At 57.9% G+C, this 16,572-nt stretch carries 17 protein-coding genes; 5 read left to right on the plus strand and 12 right to left on the minus strand.

Going from position 1 to position 16,572, the window contains the following annotated elements; translation table 11 throughout:
- Positions 1-7: 7 nt before the first annotated feature.
- The 5 genes from M6F29_RS02860 to tetH all read right to left on the minus strand — a co-directional run bounded on the left by M6F29_RS02860 (position 8) and on the right by tetH (position 4,051).
- Positions 8-592 (minus strand): response regulator transcription factor, encoded by a 585-nt coding sequence (locus tag M6F29_RS02860; protein ID WP_297485928.1) that lies wholly within the window; start codon positions 590-592, stop codon positions 8-10.
- A 96-nt stretch (positions 593-688) separates the two neighbouring features.
- On the minus strand, positions 689-1,567 hold the full coding sequence (locus tag M6F29_RS02865; protein WP_524537700.1) for a c-type cytochrome: 879 nt from the start codon (positions 1,565-1,567) through the stop codon (positions 689-691).
- An 8-nt stretch (positions 1,568-1,575) separates the two neighbouring features.
- The gene (locus tag M6F29_RS02870) at positions 1,576-2,250 is read right to left on the minus strand and encodes a c-type cytochrome (protein WP_298157316.1); all 675 of its coding nucleotides are present in this window, start codon (positions 2,248-2,250) and stop codon (positions 1,576-1,578) included.
- Between the two features lie 12 nt (positions 2,251-2,262).
- Positions 2,263-3,249: a molybdate ABC transporter substrate-binding protein gene (locus tag M6F29_RS02875; RefSeq protein ID WP_298157318.1), complete on the minus strand. Its 987-nt coding sequence runs from the start codon at positions 3,247-3,249 to the stop codon at positions 2,263-2,265.
- A 10-nt stretch (positions 3,250-3,259) separates the two neighbouring features.
- Entirely contained in the window at positions 3,260-4,051 is a 792-nt protein-coding gene (gene tetH, locus M6F29_RS02880) for a thiosulfate dehydrogenase (RefSeq protein WP_298157321.1), read from the minus strand.
- Between the two features lie 347 nt (positions 4,052-4,398).
- Between tetH and M6F29_RS02885 the strand changes: the two genes are divergently transcribed.
- Complete coding sequence (locus M6F29_RS02885; RefSeq protein ID WP_298157324.1) at positions 4,399-5,943, plus strand: sensor histidine kinase; 1,545 nt, start codon at positions 4,399-4,401, stop codon at positions 5,941-5,943.
- Positions 5,944-5,960: 17 nt separating this feature from the next.
- Here the strand turns inward: M6F29_RS02885 and M6F29_RS02890 are convergent, their stop codons facing one another.
- The 4 genes from M6F29_RS02890 to gap form a co-directional block, all read right to left on the minus strand.
- Positions 5,961-6,842 carry a phosphoribosylaminoimidazolesuccinocarboxamide synthase gene (locus M6F29_RS02890; RefSeq protein ID WP_298157327.1) on the minus strand — a complete coding sequence of 294 codons (882 nt, stop codon included), beginning with the start codon at positions 6,840-6,842 and terminating at the stop codon, positions 5,961-5,963.
- Positions 6,839-8,269, minus strand: coding sequence for a pyruvate kinase (gene pyk, locus M6F29_RS02895; RefSeq protein WP_297485550.1), 1,431 nt, complete (start codon positions 8,267-8,269; stop codon positions 6,839-6,841). Before pyk ends, M6F29_RS02890 begins: the two co-directional genes overlap by 4 nt.
- Positions 8,270-8,428: 159 nt before the next feature.
- Positions 8,429-9,607 carry a phosphoglycerate kinase gene (locus M6F29_RS02900; RefSeq protein WP_298157330.1) on the minus strand — a complete coding sequence of 393 codons (1,179 nt, stop codon included), beginning with the start codon at positions 9,605-9,607 and terminating at the stop codon, positions 8,429-8,431.
- Positions 9,608-9,700: 93 nt separating this feature from the next.
- The gene (gene gap / locus M6F29_RS02905) at positions 9,701-10,717 is read right to left on the minus strand and encodes a type I glyceraldehyde-3-phosphate dehydrogenase (protein WP_298157332.1); all 1,017 of its coding nucleotides are present in this window, start codon (positions 10,715-10,717) and stop codon (positions 9,701-9,703) included.
- Positions 10,718-10,834: 117 nt separating this feature from the next.
- On the opposite strand from gap, the gene M6F29_RS02910 reads away from it, so the two are divergent.
- Positions 10,835-11,743 carry a LysR family transcriptional regulator gene (locus M6F29_RS02910; RefSeq protein ID WP_298157335.1) on the plus strand — a complete coding sequence of 303 codons (909 nt, stop codon included), beginning with the start codon at positions 10,835-10,837 and terminating at the stop codon, positions 11,741-11,743.
- An 18-nt stretch (positions 11,744-11,761) separates the two neighbouring features.
- On the opposite strand, the gene M6F29_RS02915 is transcribed toward M6F29_RS02910, so the two are convergent.
- Positions 11,762-12,568, minus strand: a complete 807-nt coding sequence (locus M6F29_RS02915) for an inositol monophosphatase family protein (RefSeq protein WP_298157338.1) — start codon at positions 12,566-12,568, stop codon at positions 11,762-11,764.
- Positions 12,569-12,621: 53 nt separating this feature from the next.
- On the opposite strand from M6F29_RS02915, the gene M6F29_RS02920 reads away from it, so the two are divergent.
- The 3 genes from M6F29_RS02920 (at position 12,622) to M6F29_RS02930 (ending at position 15,100) form a co-directional block, all read left to right on the plus strand.
- A complete protein-coding gene (locus M6F29_RS02920; protein ID WP_298157340.1) occupies positions 12,622-13,359 on the plus strand; it encodes a 16S rRNA (uracil(1498)-N(3))-methyltransferase in 738 nt (245 codons plus the stop codon).
- Positions 13,360-13,461: 102 nt separating this feature from the next.
- Positions 13,462-14,778 (plus strand): amino-acid N-acetyltransferase, encoded by a 1,317-nt coding sequence (argA, locus tag M6F29_RS02925; protein WP_298157342.1) that lies wholly within the window; start codon positions 13,462-13,464, stop codon positions 14,776-14,778.
- 49 nt (positions 14,779-14,827) lie between these two features.
- The gene (locus M6F29_RS02930; RefSeq protein ID WP_297454299.1) at positions 14,828-15,100 is read left to right on the plus strand and encodes an oxidative damage protection protein; all 273 of its coding nucleotides are present in this window, start codon (positions 14,828-14,830) and stop codon (positions 15,098-15,100) included.
- 3 nt (positions 15,101-15,103) lie between these two features.
- Here the strand turns inward: M6F29_RS02930 and phoU are convergent, their stop codons facing one another.
- Both phoU and rpiA read right to left on the minus strand, forming a co-directional pair.
- Positions 15,104-15,817 (minus strand): phosphate signaling complex protein PhoU, encoded by a 714-nt coding sequence (gene phoU, locus M6F29_RS02935; protein ID WP_297454301.1) that lies wholly within the window; start codon positions 15,815-15,817, stop codon positions 15,104-15,106.
- Between the two features lie 17 nt (positions 15,818-15,834).
- Positions 15,835-16,494, minus strand: a complete 660-nt coding sequence (gene rpiA, locus M6F29_RS02940) for a ribose-5-phosphate isomerase RpiA (protein ID WP_298157346.1) — start codon at positions 16,492-16,494, stop codon at positions 15,835-15,837.
- Positions 16,495-16,572 lie beyond the last annotated feature (78 nt).

Below are 16,572 nucleotides of genomic sequence, written 5' to 3' on the forward strand. Positions count from 1 at the left end.
ACTGGCGTCAGGGTGTGATCAGGCCCAGGCTGGCTGCCCGGATCGCGGCTTCGATGCGGGTGGCGACCCCCAGTTTGGTGCGGGCGTTATCGATGTGAAAATCCACCGTTCTTTTGGACAGTCCCAGAATCAAGGCAATTTCACTCGAGGTCTTGCCGCGCGCCGACCAGGTCAGGACTTCCCGTTCCCTTTCTGCCAATTCCACGCCATTTCCGGCGGGCAGGGGTTCCCGCATCCGGCCCAAACGTGCGCGTAGAATTTCGTACAGTACGTCAAAGTCGATGGGTTTGGTGACATAGTCGTCCGCACCCAGTCGTCGTCCGTGCAATTCGCTTTCACGGTCGGTGAGGGCAGTCAGAAAAATGAACGGGGGGGGATTGGGCAGGGCGGCCAGGACTTTCTCCAGCACCTCGAATCCGGAAAGCGTGGGTAAGCCGATATCGCACAGCACCAGGTCCGGGCGCTCACGCTCGATGGCCTCGAGGCCGGCCTGACCGTCGTGGGTTAACTGGATGGATACGCCCCGGTCCTGTAACTCTTCCGCGATCAAATCGGCCATTTCATGGTCATCTTCGATACAAAGAACTTTCATCGACGTCCCGAAGTTGGCAAGAAAAGGGGAGAAACCACTTTCCTGGGTGGAAGGCGTACTTTATCAGGATTCTCACCGGGTTATCGATGCAAGTGTTCAATTTTGGGATGCCGGGTCATTTCCCAACACGTGACCGTCGACTAGATGTCCGTAGAGAGAATTCCGGGAGCGATGAAACAGGGCGCGTGTTTCATCCACAGAACCGGTGAACCGCGGATCCTGGGGGCGATCGTGTCCATCCATGAAATAGGCCACATCCCAGGCTTCCTGATCGGAGAGCGATCCTCCCAGACTCAGGGGCATATTGGTCTTGATATAGGCTGCGGCCTTGTTCAGGTGGGCCATCCCGGCTCCCCAGTTGAAAGAACGGCTCCCCCACAGGGGCGGGAAGACCACGTGCCCGTCACCGGCCCGTCTCCCCTGGCCATCGACCCCGTGACAGAGTGCACAATGATTCGCGTAAACGGTTTTTCCTCGTTCGTAACTGGGCGGAGTGCCGGGGGCCTGAATTTGCGGGATCCCCCGTTCCGGCAAGCGGGGGTTGATTTTTGCGTTTTTCTCCATCCAGTAGGCATACGACTCCAAAGCCACCAATATGGGGTCGCCCAAAGGAGGGGCTTTACCATTCATGCTGTAGAGAAAGCAATCCTGCAGACGTTCTGCGAAAGTATTGACCCGGTGGTTTTTGGATCGATAAGCGGGGTAGGACAGAAATGCTGCCCATAAGGGTGCCGATCCCGCCTTGCGGCCCTGGTCCAGATGACAATTGCGGCAACTCAAATCATTGCCTACATAGGCGCGTGCGTATTGACCGGTATTGGAAAAAATCAGTTGACCCTGGCGCACCATTTTTCCAAATTCATCCTTGGGAATATCACGGTCTGCGGGCAAGAGGGAGGCTCCTCCCTCGGGAGGAGAGTCGGGCAGGCCGTCTCCCAGGGTCGTGAGGCTGGTCATCAACAGGGCAAGGGTCATCAGGTACTTCACGGTTGACCTCCTGGGGTCACGGCGGATGAGCCGGAATAGTAGAGCGAAACAGAGCGAATATCCTGGGCAGACAGTTTTCTGGAAATGTTTTCCATCAAGCGGAGGGGGCCCGGAGGGCGGCTGCCATTTTGAAATGCCCGCAACTGGTTTTCCAGATAGAGGGCCGGTTGCCCGTTCAAGGCCGGAAAGTTTTCGCCCACGCCTTTTCCATCGGGGCCATGGCAATCATCACAGGAGGGAACGTTCTCGCTCCACCGGCCGTGAACGGCCAGTTCATGACCGGATTCGTCCCCGGCCCCCAGGGGGCGAGACCGGGGGGGTAACTGTGCGTAATAGTTGGCCGCATGGGTGATGCCATCCGCCGTGAGCGCTTGGGCGATCGAGTTCATGATGGGGTTTTTCCGTTCGCCGGAGGCAAAGGCATGCAGTTGTTCCTCCAGATAGGTGGAAGGAAGCCCTCTCAAACCGGGTATTCCCCCTGCGGCATTCCCCTCGCCTTCGCTTCCGTGACAACCGGCACAGGCGGCACGGCTGAATCCGCTGCCCTCCCCGCCGCCGAGGATCAGGGCATGGGGAGGAGAGGTTTCGCCGTGTGCGCCAAAGGCCAGGGGCAGAAACAGAAGGGCCTTGAGGAACACTTTTCCACGCGCACGGTACTTTGTCCTGTTCATGTCACGACCTCTTCATCGACGGACTGACGGTTCATCCGTAGATTGCGGATAAGGTTTGAAACCATAATGTGCAAAAATGGCCTGGGCCCTGGCCGACTTCAGGAAGTCGACCCAGGCTTGAGCCGCCTGGGGATGGGGCGCCCCTTTGACCACTCCTGCCGCGTAAACGGCAGTGGCATTCTGGGGGTCGGGAATCTCCACATGGGTGATCGGGTTCCCGGTTTCCTCCTGAAAAATTGCTTCGGATTGCCAGGTAACTCCGGCATCTGCAAGGCCCTTCATCAAGGTCATCGGGCTTTGTCGATGATGGATGTGGGTCAGTTGGGTTTCTCCCGTACGGACCTTACGGACATAAACCGCCTGAACCAGTTCAGGGCCTCCTGCCTTCATCAAGGCGGCCTTGATCTGCCGTCCAATCCCTTCGAATTCCGGATTGGGCATGACCAGTTTTACGCCGGGCTTGCCCAGATCGACCAGCGTCCGGATGTGTGCGGGATTGTTTTTCGGGACCATGATGGTCAGTTGATTGGTGGCGTAGGACACGACGGGGCCTTGTAATGACCCCTCACTGTCCATGGCGCTGACCCGTTTCAATCCTGCGGCGTAGACGTCCGCCTTGACGGTCCAGGTCATGTTGCCCACCGTGATGGTACCGCCCTGGTGAATTTGATCGAACAGCAGTCCCGGCGGGATGGTTTCGTAATAAATTTTTCCTTTCAGCGCAGGGTGTTCCTCCTCAAAGGCGGCTACCAGGGGGGCCATGGCAAAGAAGTAGTTGCCGCCCACAAAAATCGACAACTGAGCGCCCATGGGGTCCCCATGAAAATCCGGCAGATTGTCCACTTCGGGGACAGTGAATTCCAGTCCGCGTTGGACGACGGGGTCGTTTCTTCCTTCGCTCCAGGGTGGGTTCACGCCGGCCTGGGTGTTCAGGGAGATACCGCCCAGCAGGGTCAGTAAAATCGTCTTGATAAAGAAAGAAGTTCTGTCTATTTTCATGAGTGTTCTCCTATTTGGCGTAATAAAATCCCCGTGCACCCAATTCGGGCATCGTTCCCATCACGCCGGGGGTCAATACCGCCCCATCGATGAGGTGATTGGTGAGTTCGGCAGCCAATTGGGGGATGGATCGATGGTCTGGATTCACATCCGACTTGTGCAGGCGGGTGGCCAACTCGAAGATGGCGTTGTGGCAGGCCAGAAAAACGACGCCACGGGACTGCAGTACCGGAATACTGTTATCCAGGGGGGAGAATGCGCCGGTGATGTCCTCATATTGGGCGGGGTCCGTCTGGGCTGCAGCAGAGACCTTCAGGAAACTGTTGTCCTTGAATTTCCCCTGGGTCAGTTGGGATAATTGATACTTTTCCCACAGGTAATCATCGTAAAGCGCCAAATGGGCGGGTCCATGGGTGCCCGAGACCACCAGAAAATCCTTGTGTCCGAAAGCCCATATCTGGGTATTCAGGGTATTTCTCATCAGATTGAGCCATGGGCCGTCCAGGACTACGTTGTCGAAAACCTGCTTATGCTGTCCCTGATACTGGAAAACCAGGCGCAAGGCCTCGTCATCCCATTCGTCGGGGTGGGTCAAAATCATGGGAACACTCTTGAAGTTCCGACGTCGGGGCGTTTTTTCCAGTGATCGATTCAAAAGGGATAACGTTGAGGTCCCTTCGGGAATCAAGGTCCTCAAGGAGGATTGGGCCGATTCGGCGTGCGCAGTCGATCCACCGCCCAGCGTCAGGGTTGCCAGACCGCTGGTCATGAAGCCCAACATTCCTCTGCGTGCATTGTTCATGGTATGTGCTCCGAATAAAATTTATTGTGGAAGATGCAGCCCCCTGAAAGGGCTTAATATCATATCGTTCTATCCTTAGAATTTGTGATTGTATTATAAGTACCGGTTCAAAGATAAGTAAAATTCATTTTAATCATTAAACAATGAATATTATTCATCTGTTGGCCGGAGAGGACTGGATGTTTTCTTTGTTTGTGTAAAATTTGTTGAAATTCAATTGGTTTTAAGTATTTTTCGGATACAGTGGAGGCTGCGGATTGAAACCGGTGGAGGGAGAGCGGGGTGTTCAAGCGGTGAAAGAAGTCATGAATGCAGGGCTCGGTCCAGGTTCTGTGTCCCGATAGACCATGCGTTTCCACTCCCTGCGCACACGCCTGTCCCTGGCCTATGCCCTTTTCCTTTTGCTGGTCGTGGGGTTAGGGGCGTTCAGCATCCGTCAGTTGGATGACTATAACCGGGTGACGGCAGAGATCCGTGACCGCTGGTTGCAATCTACGCGCATTCTGGGCGATCTCAATAACGATACCTCGGATTTTCGTTCGGCCGAGGGCAGTTTCCTGCTGGCGGATACGCCGTTGGAACGTCAGGACAGTGCACGCGAAATGGACGCTCTGGATGCTTCCATTGCCCATAGTCTGGTGCGATACCAGCGCATCCGCCACGACGACCAGGAAGATCGGCTGTATCAGGATTTTCTCGTCCATTGGCGCAGTTATCGTCGGCTGGTGAGGCAGGAACAGGCGTTGCCGCCTGAAAATGGCACAGCGATCCGTCTATATCGCACCGATGCGCGCACCGCTTACGACAGGGCCAGTGAAACACTGGGACAGTTGACCCAGTGGAATCTGGTGGGGGCCAAAAATGCCGTAGAGCGGGAGAGTGCCACTTACCGGGATGCCAATGGCTGGATCGTGGCAGCCATTTTGACGGCGGGATTGCTGCTTTTTACGGCCATTGGTTTCATTACACGCTCTGTTTCCAACCCGTTGCTCGATTTGGCGAGGAGCATGCAACGGATCGTGGACAAGGAAGCCGAGGTTCCCATCCAGGGGGTTGAGCGGAGTGATGAAATTGGCGTCATGGCCCGTTCGGTACGGGTCTTCCAGGACAATGCCCGAGCGCTGTTGACCAGTCAGGCCCGCCTGGCGGAACAGGCGAAGAGCCTTGAAGATGCCCTGGCCAAAGCGCAGGAAATGACTCAGCAACAACATAATTTCGTTCTGATGACCTCCCATGAATTTCGTACGCCCCTGGCCCTGATCGACGGGTATGCCCAGCGTCTGTATAACGCCCGCGGGCGTTTTGGGCCAGACGAGGTGGGGGAGCGTGCACTCAAGATCCGGCGTGCCACCCAACGCCTGACCACGCTGCTCGACAATTTGCTGGACATCCCCAAACATTCCACCGAAACACAACCCTTCCATCCGCAAACACTGGAGATCGGCGAATTGCTTCGTCGTTTGTGTCAGGAATACCGCGAGATGGCCCCCAATCGACATTTTCAGGAAGATCTGGAGAATTTCAGTTTGTTCATCACAGGGGATACGGAGTTGCTTCACCAGGCATTTGGCAATCTTTTGTCCAATGCCGTCAAATATTCGGCGCCGGGCAGTTCCATCACGCTCGGGGCACAAGACTGCGATGGTACCCTGGTGATTGAGATATCGGATCAGGGCATCGGCATTCCCGAGCGGGATCGGCCCCATATTTTCGAGCGATATTACCGTGGCTCCAACGTCGGGTCGCACAGTGGGACGGGCGTGGGCCTCACCCTCGTGAACCGGATCATCGCCCTGCACCACGGGACATTGGAAGTTGTCAGTACGGAGGGAGTGGGGAGTCGGTTTACTGTCCGCCTTCCCGTGTGGGAAACGTCTTCCCCATTGATGTGACTGAGGAGCGTCGAGTCTCAGGCGTGCGTGAGGGCGGTGACGGCTTCCTGATACCGCGCCAGGGTGCCCCGGATGATTTCTTCGGGAAGGGCGGGGGCCGGAGGGCGCTTGTTCCAGTGTTGGGTTTCCAGCCAGTTGCGGACGAACTGTTTGTCGAAACTTTGCGGGCTGGTGCCGGGCTGGTAACTGTTCCTGGGCCAGAATCTGGAGGAGTCCGGCGTGAGTACTTCATCCATGAGGGTCAGGCGGTTTTGGTCGTCGAGTCCGAATTCGAATTTGGTGTCCGCAATCAGGATGCCGCGCCCTTCGGCGTAGTGTGCGGCTCCAGAGTAAAGTTTGAAGGCCGTGCATTTTACTTCTTCTGCGCGTTGTTCTCCGACCAGATCGATCATTTGTTCAAAAGAAATGTTTTCGTCATGATCGCCCACCGCCGCCTTGGTCGCCGGGGTAAAAATCGGGTGAGGGAGTTTTTCGGCACGTTGCAGGCCAGATGGAAGGTCGATGCCACAAACCTTCCCGGTCACTTGATAGTCCTTCCAGCCCGATCCCTCCAGATAACCCCGTACCACCGCCTCCAAAGGCAGTGGTTTGAGACGTTTGACGACCATCGCACGGTCTCTGACCTGATCTCTTTCGGCTGTGGTGACGACGTCTTCTGGGGCGATTCCGGTGAGGTGGTTGGGAATATCCCTGAAATAATCGAACCAGAAGTTGGAGAGGGTCTGGAGCAGTTTGCCCTTGCCCGGAATGGGGGAAGGAAAGACGACATCGAAGGCGGACAGGCGATCGGTGGTCACCATGAGCAGGAATTGGGTTCCGACGGCATAGATGTCCCGTACTTTCCCTCGGGAAATCAAGGGCAAGGAAGTGATGCTCGTTTCAAGAACGGCGTCACTCATGCCGTATGCTCTCCCACCCGTATGATTTTCATCGTGTTGGTTCCCCCGGCTTTGCCAATGGGCTCGCCCATGGTCAACAACATCAGGTCCCCTTCCACGACGGCGCCCATCCTGAGCAGTTCGGCCTCGGCTTCAGCGATCACCGCCGCAGGTTCCAGGTGGCTGTGATGGAAGGTCACCGGGTAGACTCCACGGTACAGGGTAGTCCGTTGCTGAGTCTCTTCGGAAGGGGTCATGGCATAGATCGGCACGGGCGTATCCGAACGGGAAATCAGCAACGCCGTGGTTCCGCTCTGGGTCAAGGCGGCCACGGCCTTGACGTTCAGGTGGCGGGTGGTGTGGATCACGGCGCGTGCGACGGCTTTCTCGATGCGATCCACGGGGTCGAAGGCTCCCCGCTCCACCATCGGGAGCATATCCTGTTTCTCGGCCTCGGTGCAGACTCTCGCCATGGCCGCAATGGATTCCACCGGATATTGCCCTGCAGCCGATTCGGCAGAGAGCATGACGGCATCCGTCCCATCCAGCACGGCATTGGCCACATCGGAGACCTCTGCGCGGGTGGGGACCGGACTGGAGATCATGGATTCCATCATCTGGGTGGCTGTAATGATGGTTTTGTTCATCTGCCGCGCCAGACGGATCATGCGCTTTTGCAGGGCGGGCACGGCGGCATCGCCTACCTCCACGGCCAGATCTCCGCGCGCCACCATGATGGAGTCGCTGGCGGCAATGATGTCTTCCAGTGCATCGATGGCTTCTGCCCGTTCGATTTTTGCCTGCAACTGGGCCTGTCCCCCGGCCGCAGTGAGCAGCGCACGGGCCTGATCCATGTCGGCCCCGGAGCGGGGGAAGGATACGGCCAGGTAGTCCACCTTCAGGCGCGCGGCCAACTTGATGTCTTCACGATCCTTGTCGGTGAGCGCGGGCGCAGTTAACCCGCCGCCCCGACGGTTGATGCCCTTGTTGTTGGACAGGGTGCCCCCCTGAATGACGATGGTGTGAACTTCATTGCCGTGGACGGCGGTGACGCAGAGTTCGATTTTTCCATCGTCCAGAAGAAGGGAATCGCCGGCTTGAACATCCTGGGGCAATTCCTTGTAATCCAGTCCGACCCGCTCCTGATTCCCCAGAGGGCAATCTGCATCGAGGATGAAGGGGGTGCCGGCCTGAAGAAGGATTTTGTTGTCCTGAAACTTGCCCACGCGGATTTTGGGACCCTGCAGGTCGCCCAGAATACCCACTGTTCGTCCCAGTTTTTTGGCCAGAGTGCGGATGGTTTCAACCCGTGCGCGGTGGTCTGCTTCTGTGCCATGGGAAAAGTTGAGGCGGGCCATGTCCATCCCGGCCAGGATCATGCGCTCGAGGATTTCGGGAGAACTGGAAGCGGGGCCGATGGTGGCGACAATTTTGGTGCGACGCTGCATTTGAATGACAACTCCTGTGGGCGATGGAGGGGCAGGGAATGGTTCCATACCACGGTTCGAACTCCACCAGCGATAAAGCCGTGATTATCTCATGGGTAGCCCGGGTCCGTGTGGTTTGGGGGCGTGGAGACCCCGCAGAGGGGGCTCCACCGAGACAGGTTATTGGCCCCGTGTTTCGAGAATCTTGACGGCGGGCAGATCCCGTCCTTCGAGGAACTCGAGAAATGCCCCTCCCCCTGTGGAAATGTAGGACACGCGGTCACCGATCTCGTACTTGGATACAGCGGCCAGGGTATCCCCTCCCCCGGCGATGGAGAAAGCCGGAGATTCGGCGATGGCCAGGGCCAAGGCTTCGGTGCCTGCTCCAAACTGGTCGAACTCGAATACGCCCACGGGACCGTTCCACACGATGGTGCCCGCATTCTTGATGATCTCTGCCAGACGTGCCGCTGTTCTGGGACCGATATCAAAAATCATGTCATCGTCAGCCACGGCATCCACGTCCTTCAGGGTGGCCTCGGCATCTTCTGCAAATTTCTTGGCAGTGACCACATCTACCGGAATGGGTACGTCACCGCCGCGCGCCCGTGCCGCATCGATGATTTTACGGGCTTCGGGTACCAGGTCGGGTTCGGCCAGGGATTTGCCGATCTTGTGCCCTTCAGCCAGCAGGAAGGTGTTGGCGATTCCACCGCCGACGATCAGTTGATCGACTTTGTGGGACAGCGTGGAGAGCACCGTCAACTTGGTGGAAACCTTGGATCCTGCCACGATGGCCACCAGGGGGCGGGCAGGTTCCTTGAGCGCGCGTCCCAGAGCGTCCAGTTCTGCCGCCAGCAGAGGGCCGGCACAGGCGATCGGGGCGAATTTGGCCACGCCATGTGTGGAGGCTTCGGCGCGGTGAGCCGTTCCGAAGGCATCCATCACGAACACATCGCACAGGGCGGCCATTTTTCTGGACAGCGTGTCATCGTCCTTTTTTTCGCCCACGTTGAAGCGCACGTTTTCGAGCATGACCACCTGACCCGGTTCGACATTCAGGGGATGATCGAGCCAATGCCGGACCAGAGGAACCGGCTGTCCCAGAAGTTCGGACAGGCGCTGGGCGACAGGCGCCAGGGAATGGGCTTCGTCAAAAGTGCCTTCGGCGGGACGGCCCAGGTGGGACATCAGCATGAGGCGGGCGCCTGCCTTCAAGGCATGTTGGATTCCGGGCAGACTGGCGCGGATGCGCGTGTCGTCGGAGATGCGCCCCTCCTTGAGAGGGACGTTGAGATCAACGCGCACCAATACACGTTTTTTGGCAAGATCCATGTCCTGCATGCGAAGGATACTCATGACAATTTCCTGTGGTGACTCAAAAATTCAAAAAAATCAGCCCGAAATCTCTGCAGAATCGGGGCTGATGCGTGACACATGGGCAGAACTTGGTCAGGATGCTGCCATCCAGGCGGCGGTGACATCCAGCATACGGTTGCTGAAGCCCCATTCATTGTCATACCAGGACAGAACCTTGACCAGGGTTCCGCCGGAAACTTTGGTGAGGGTGGCGTCGAAGGTGCTGGAAGCCGAATCGTGGTTGAAATCCACGGAGACCAGAGGGCCTTCGTTGTAGTTCAGGATCCCTTTCAGGGCAGCGGAGCCTGCAGCCTCTTTCATGATGTTGTTGATTTCCTCCACGGTGGTGGCCCGTGCGGCTTCAAACGTCAGGTCGACCAAAGAGACATTGATGGTGGGGACCCGAACGGCAAAACCATCCAGTTTTCCGTTCAATTCCGGCAGAACCAGGCCCACGGCCGCTGCCGCACCGGTTTTGGTGGGAATCATGGACATGGTGGCGGAACGGGCACGGCGCAGGTCGGAGTGGTACACGTCGGTCAGAACCTGATCGTTGGTGTAGGAATGGACGGTCGTCATCAGGCCTTTGACCACGCCGATTTTTTCATGCAGCGGCTTCACCAGGGGGGCCAGACAATTGGTGGTACAGGAGGCATTGGAAATGACGGTCATGTCCGAACGCAGGACGTGGTGGTTGACACCATATACCACGGTGGCATCGACATCGTTTCCGCCCGGTGCGGAAATGACGACTTTTTTGGCGCCACCCTTCAGGTGGGCTGAAGCCTTTTCCTTGGAGGTAAACAAACCGGTGCATTCCAGAACCACGTCCACCCCCACGCTGCCCCAGGGGATTTCAGCGGGGTTGCGTTGGGAAAAAACCGGGATGCGGTCGCCATTGATGATCATGGCGTTGCCTTCCACCGAGATTTCTCCATTGAACCGGCCGTGGGCGGTATCAAAACGGGTCAGATGAGCATTGGTTTCCGAATTGCCCAAATCGTTGATCGCTACGATCTGAATGCCTTGCTTGTTACCGGTCTCGTACAGGGCACGCAATACATTGCGACCGATGCGACCATAACCGTTGATACCGACGCGAACAGCCATGTGATTTCTCCTCAAGGTTGACAATGGTGGGGGAATATGGTGATTCTTTCCCCCTATTATAGAAAATTGCACGGATATTATGAAGGCTTTATGATGGGTTTGTCATCAGGGGGGGGCATGCATTTTACCTTTCGGCAGTTACAAATCTTCGAGGCAGTGGCCAGGTTGCTCAGTTTTTCGCGGGCGAGCGAGGAGTTGCATCTGACCCAGCCGGCGGTATCCATGCAAATCAAGCAGTTGGAAGATTTTGTGGGGATGCCCCTGTTTGAACAGATGGGCAAGCGCATTTTTCTGACCCATGCAGGAGAGGAACTCTACCAGCATGCGCGGGTGATCGCGCGTCAGCTGAAGGATGCCCGGGAGGCTCTGGAGAGTTTGCGCGAGGGAATCAGCGGTCGTCTCGACATTGCCATCATCAGCACGGCCAAATATTTTGCGCCTGCGCTTCTATCCCGTTTCTGTATGCTGCATCCATCGGTCCAATTGAAACTGTCTGTCTCGAATCGGGCGGGAATCGTCCAGCAGTTGCACCATAATGAAGTGGATCTGGTCATTATGGGACAGCCTCCGGAGGAAATGGGCGTGGTCATGGAGCCTTTTGCCCGCAATGCCCATATCATCGTGTCTCCTCCCACGCATCCCCTGGCCGCGGAAAAAAGTGTGGAAGTGGTGGACCTGGCCGGGGAAGATTTCTTGTTGCGCGAGAAAGGGTCGGGAACGCGCCAGTTGCTGGAACGGTTCCTGCTGGCCCATGGCGTGGAGATACAGCCGCGCATGGAGATGAGTAGTAACGAAACTATCAAGCAGGCCACGATTGCCGGCATGGGGATTGCCTTCCTGTCCGAACATTCGGTGACGCTGGAACTGGAAACCAAACGACTCAAGGTATTGCCGGTGGTTGGACTGCCCATCATCCGCGACTGGAATCTGGTTCATCATCGGGATAAGCGTCTGTCTCCGGTGGCGCGGGCTTTCAAGGCATTTTTGCTGGAACAGGCCCCGCACATGCTGCCAGTGGTGGGTTGAAGACTTCGCGGGTTCCGGCTACGTCGTCCGAGGGGTTTCCGGCGCTGTGAAGAAACGGTGCAACCAGTCTTGCCACTGGGTGAAGAGAACGGGGTGGCAGGCGGCCACGACCGAGCGTGTCCAAGGGTCGCCGGACCAGAACGGCGTGCCTTCCAGGGAGGCATAGACGCCGCCTGCTTCTTCCAGAATCAGGGCCCCCGCCGCATAGTCCCATAACTTTTGTCCTCCGTGCAGGGAGACTCCAAAGCGCCCTGCAGCCACATGGCACCATTCCAGGGTGCATGCGCCAAAGTTGCGCTGAGAGGCATAGGGCGGGTGACAGGCCAGTGCCCTGGACAGGCGTGGCGGCAGTCGTTTCAGGTCCACTGCCGCCATGGATTGAGCGAGTGTGGCGGGGGTGCGTGGGGCGCTCAGGGGAAGATCGTTCATCCACGCCCCCTGCCCTGCTTCCGCCACGAACATTTCCCGCGCCAGGGGATCGTATACCGCGCCGAGTACGGGTTTCCCCCGGCGAAGCAAGGCGACGGATACGGCGAAATAGGGAATGCCCTGGACGAAGTTGGAGGTGCCATCGATGGGGTCCACGCACCACAGGGTATCGTGTTCCTGCCATAACTTCTGCTGCGCTGCACTGCTCATTTCCTCGCCCAGCAAGGGACAATCCACCAGGGTGGGCAATATTCCGGCCAAAGCCTCCTGGGTGGCCAGATCGGCCTCGGTGAAGAGGCTTCCATCCGCTTTCCGGTCATGACGGACCTTTTGGTAGCGAGGCAGAATCTGTTCCTGGGCGACTTGTTGAATGACCTGGATGAGGGCAGAGCGCATGGGCGCATGATAGCATGACCGTGTTTTTATCTCAGTCCAAGAGGACCTGTAGGATGAGCCTCCCGCGTTTCTATTGTCCTGACCGCAACCTTCTGGTGCAGGGAGGCGAGTTGCCGCTCGAGGCGGCACACCATGCGGTGCGGGTGCTCCGAATGGGGTCGGGAGAGGAACTGGTGCTGTTCGACGGCCAGGGGGGGGAATTCCGGACCCGGATCCTGACTGTCGATGGTCTCCGCGTGGCGGTGGCGGCGGGCTCTTTTGATCCCGTGGAACGTGAGTCGCCCCTCCGGACGGTATTGATTCAGGGACTCTGTGCCACCGAAAAGATGGACTGGATCTTCCAGAAAGCCGTGGAATTGGGGGTCACTGCCCTGTGGGCGGTCCCGATGGAGCGCAGCGTGATTCGCCTGAAGGGAGAGCGCGAGGCACGGCGCCTCGAACATTGGCGCAAGGTCGTCCTTTCGGCATGTGCCCAGTGTGGGCGCAATCGGGTACCGGAGCTACGTGTTCTGGGGGCGCTGCAGGACTGTTGGGACCAACTTCCCGAACCGGGGCTTCGTCTCCTGCTGAACCCGGAGGGGCGCCACGGGCGGGCGGATCTCGTCTTGCCGGACGGAACCGTGGTTCTGCTGGTGGGGCCCGAGGGTGGATTGAGTACGGCCGAGATAGACCAGGCCCATCGGGCCGGATTTGTGGATGGGCGCATCGGTCCCCGCATCCTTCGTACGGAAACTGCTGCATTGGCCGTACTGGCGACCCTTCAGTCCCGTCACGAGGACTGGACCTTGTGATCTGACAAAAAAGCAGGTACGGACCCATCGATGCGTTGGGGGTGCCTTCCCGGCCGGGAAGTGCGTTGATAGAATCACGCTTGGGCAACTTGGGGGTTATCGATGAAGAACAGTCAGGACTTCGTGGCCTGGTTTCGGGCTGCTGCTCCCTACATCCACGGGTTTCGGGGCCACACTTTCGTGGTGGCCTTTGGGGGAGAGGTGGTCAGCGATGGTAAATTCGTGGCGCTCACTCATGACCTCAATCTCCTTCACAGTTTGGGCGTGCGCCTGGTGTTGGTGTATGGCGCCCGTCCGCAGACGGAAGGACGACTTTCGCAGCGCGGTCATGTACCCCATTACGTGGACGGGATCCGGGTCACCGATGCCGTGGCGCTGGAATGTCTGATCGAGGCTTCCGGGACGCTGGGGGTCGAAATCAGTGCCCTGCTTTCAGTGGGGGTAGCCGAATCGCCCATGGCAGGTGCTGCCCTGCGCGTGGCCACCGGCAATTTTGTCACGGCCCGTCCGGTGGGTGTGGTGGAGGGTGTGGATTTTCAGTATACCGGTCGCGTACGCAAGATCGACGCGCTGGGGATTCGGCGTCGTCTGGAGGACGAGGAGTTTGTGTTGCTGCCTCCTCTGGGCTACTCCCCAACGGGCGAGATATATAACCTGACCGTGGAAGAAGTGGCCACTGCCGCCGCTGTGGCCCTGAAAGCCGCCAAACTGATTTTTTTGACGGATGCCGCCGGCGTGGTCAACGGCGCTGGCGAATTGATCGGGACGCTGTCAGCCCAACAAGCCGAAGAAATTCTTCAGCATCCCGGCATGCAGGGTGAGGACGTGGGGTATTACCTGCCCTGCGCGGTGCGGGCCTGTCGTCAGGGCGTGGCGCGCGTCCACCTGCTCGATCGTCACCGTGACGGCGCACTGTTGCTGGAACTCTTCACCCTGCAAGGGATCGGGACCCTGGTCACTCCGGACATCGAGGATGTGTTGCGCCCTGCGACGCTGGAAGACGTGCCGGGGTTGTTGAGTGTGATTGAACCGCTGGAGGCCGAAGGCGCTTTGGTCAAGCGCGATCGCGTCTTGCTGGAAACCGAAATCGACCGTTTCACGGTATTGTTGCACGATGGGCGGGTGATCGGTTGTGTGGCGCTGTACCCTTATCCCGAGGAAGAATGTGCAGAACTGGCCTGTCTGGCCGTGATGCCCGAGTTTCGTAGCCAGGGACGGGGCGACGTTTTGCTGGGTTATGTGGCAGAACGGGCTCGCGCTCTGGGCGTAAAGCACCTCTTTCTGCTGAGTGCACGGGCCGGACAATGGTTTGCGGAACGGGGCTTCGTGGAAACCGGCGTGCATGCCCTGCCGCCTCAGCGGCAGCAGATGTACAACTACCGGCGCCGTTCCAAAGTATTCGTCAAGCCTCTGGGATGAACGGGTTTCCGGTATCATGCACCTTTTCAGTCGATTTCGAAGGTGAACCATGAGCCGAACCGTGCAGTGCATCAAATTGAAAAAAGAAGCCAAGGGACTGGATCTTCCCCCCTATCCAGGACCCTTGGGGGCTCGGATCTACAATGAGGTCTCGGAAGAAGCGTGGCAACAGTGGTTGGGTCATCAGACCATGCTGATCAATGAAAACCGTCTCAACCTGGCCGATCCGGAAGCCCGCAAGTACCTGGCCCAACAAATGGAAGCTCATTTCTTCGGGGAAGGGGCAGAGCAGGCCTCCGGCTATGTGCCCCCTCGTTCATGAGGGTCAGGAATCGCTGATGACGGTACGTTCCACCTCCTCCATGGAGGTGTGACGCACGTCCTTTCCTTTGACCAGATAGATCACGTATTCCGCCATGTTTTTGGCATGGTCCCCAATGCGCTCCACGGCTTTGGCTGCAAACAGGATGTCGATGGCATTGGAAATGGTCCGCGGATCCTCCATCATGAAAGTGATGAGTTGACGCAGGATGCCCCGAAAGGACTCATCCACGTCGCGGTCATCGCGTAATACCTGGGCAGCGGTGGTGGCATCCAGACGGGCAAAGGCATCGAGGGAATGTCCCAGCATCTGCACGGCCAAATGGGCTGCATGACGAAGATCCACGGGAAGATGGGGTTGGAGCAGACGGTCGCTGTCATGGAGCAGGATGGCCATGCGGGCCATTTTCTTTGCCTCGTCACCGATTCGCTCCAGATCGGTGATGGTCTTGATGATGGCCAGAATCAGGCGCAGATCGCCCGCTGCAGGCTGCCGCCGGGCGATGATGTGGGTACAGTCCTCATCGATGCTCACCTCCAGTCCGTTGATCCGACGGTCAGTTTCAATGACCTGGCGGGCCTGGGAGACATTGCCATCCTGTAGCGCACTGACTGCCGATTCAATCTGTTCTTCAATCAGGCCGCCCATGCGCAGGACTTTGGCGCGGACATTCTCGAGTTCTACATCAAACTGCTTGGCAATATGTTCTTGAGGCAAGGTAAACCTCCCTGAAATTAACGTGTCGAGACCCGGATTCCCGAGGATGTGGCCAGAATCAGTACGTCCGCGGGGCGGCGTGCAAAGAGGCCGCACATCACGACGCCGGTGAGGGCAGACAGGCGTGTTTCCATCTCCACGGGATCGAGGATCTGCAGATTGTGGATGTCCAGGATGATATTGCCATTGTCGGTGGTAAATCCCTCGCGCAGGATCGGCTGTCCGCCCAGACGAACCACTTCGCGCGCCACGTAACTGCGTGCCATGGGAATCACCTCGAGGGGCAGAGGAAATTTGCCGAGGAGTGACACCTGCTTTTTCTCATCCGCAATGCAGACGAATTTTCTGGCGACGGCGGCCACGATTTTTTCGCGTGTGAGGGCTCCTCCCCCACCCTTGATCATGGCCAGACTTGCCGTGATTTCGTCCGCTCCGTCCACATAGACGGGAAGATCGTCGACGCCGTTCAGGTCGAAAACCTGGATGCCGGCAGCCCGGAGGCGCGCTGTGGATGCCTCGGAGCTGGAGACGGCTCCCGCGATGCGATGCCTGCGTGCGGCCAGGGCCTCGATGAAGAAATTGACGGTGGAACCGGTGCCAACGCCGATGACGGCATCGTCGGGAAGGTAGTCTAAGGCGGCTTGGGCAGCCGCTTTCTTGAGTTCGTCCTGATTCATGAATTCTCCCTGAAAACTTCCAGCATAACTGCAACTTGTGACAGACTCAACCCGTGTTTCTCCATTTTATTGGCGATT

This window comes from Ferrovum sp. (assembly GCF_027317285.1).
GTDB lineage: Bacteria > Pseudomonadota > Gammaproteobacteria > Burkholderiales > Ferrovaceae > Ferrovum.

What these genes read in the sequence shown, in the direction of transcription:
- pyk (WP_297485550.1), bottom strand. Translation starts at nt 8,269, where the DNA reads ATGCAGCGTCGCACCAAAATTGTCGCCACCATCGGCCCCGCTTCCAGT.
- M6F29_RS02920 (WP_298157340.1), top strand. Translation starts at nt 12,622, where the DNA reads ATGAGCCTCCCGCGTTTCTATTGTCCTGACCGCAACCTTCTGGTGCAG.
- gap (WP_298157332.1), bottom strand. Translation starts at nt 10,717, where the DNA reads ATGGCTGTTCGCGTCGGTATCAACGGTTATGGTCGCATCGGTCGCAAT.
- rpiA (WP_298157346.1), bottom strand. Translation starts at nt 16,494, where the DNA reads ATGAATCAGGACGAACTCAAGAAAGCGGCTGCCCAAGCCGCCTTAGAC.
- M6F29_RS02870 (WP_298157316.1), bottom strand. Translation starts at nt 2,250, where the DNA reads ATGAACAGGACAAAGTACCGTGCGCGTGGAAAAGTGTTCCTCAAGGCC.
- M6F29_RS02885 (WP_298157324.1), top strand. Translation starts at nt 4,399, where the DNA reads ATGCGTTTCCACTCCCTGCGCACACGCCTGTCCCTGGCCTATGCCCTT.
- M6F29_RS02900 (WP_298157330.1), bottom strand. Translation starts at nt 9,607, where the DNA reads ATGAGTATCCTTCGCATGCAGGACATGGATCTTGCCAAAAAACGTGTA.
- M6F29_RS02910 (WP_298157335.1), top strand. Translation starts at nt 10,835, where the DNA reads ATGCATTTTACCTTTCGGCAGTTACAAATCTTCGAGGCAGTGGCCAGG.
- M6F29_RS02860 (WP_297485928.1), bottom strand. Translation starts at nt 592, where the DNA reads ATGAAAGTTCTTTGTATCGAAGATGACCATGAAATGGCCGATTTGATC.
- M6F29_RS02875 (WP_298157318.1), bottom strand. Translation starts at nt 3,249, where the DNA reads ATGAAAATAGACAGAACTTCTTTCTTTATCAAGACGATTTTACTGACC.
- argA (WP_298157342.1), top strand. Translation starts at nt 13,462, where the DNA reads ATGAAGAACAGTCAGGACTTCGTGGCCTGGTTTCGGGCTGCTGCTCCC.
- M6F29_RS02930 (WP_297454299.1), top strand. Translation starts at nt 14,828, where the DNA reads ATGAGCCGAACCGTGCAGTGCATCAAATTGAAAAAAGAAGCCAAGGGA.
- tetH (WP_298157321.1), bottom strand. Translation starts at nt 4,051, where the DNA reads ATGAACAATGCACGCAGAGGAATGTTGGGCTTCATGACCAGCGGTCTG.
- M6F29_RS02915 (WP_298157338.1), bottom strand. Translation starts at nt 12,568, where the DNA reads ATGCGCTCTGCCCTCATCCAGGTCATTCAACAAGTCGCCCAGGAACAG.
- M6F29_RS02890 (WP_298157327.1), bottom strand. Translation starts at nt 6,842, where the DNA reads ATGAGTGACGCCGTTCTTGAAACGAGCATCACTTCCTTGCCCTTGATT.
- M6F29_RS02865 (WP_524537700.1), bottom strand. Translation starts at nt 1,567, where the DNA reads ATGACCCTTGCCCTGTTGATGACCAGCCTCACGACCCTGGGAGACGGC.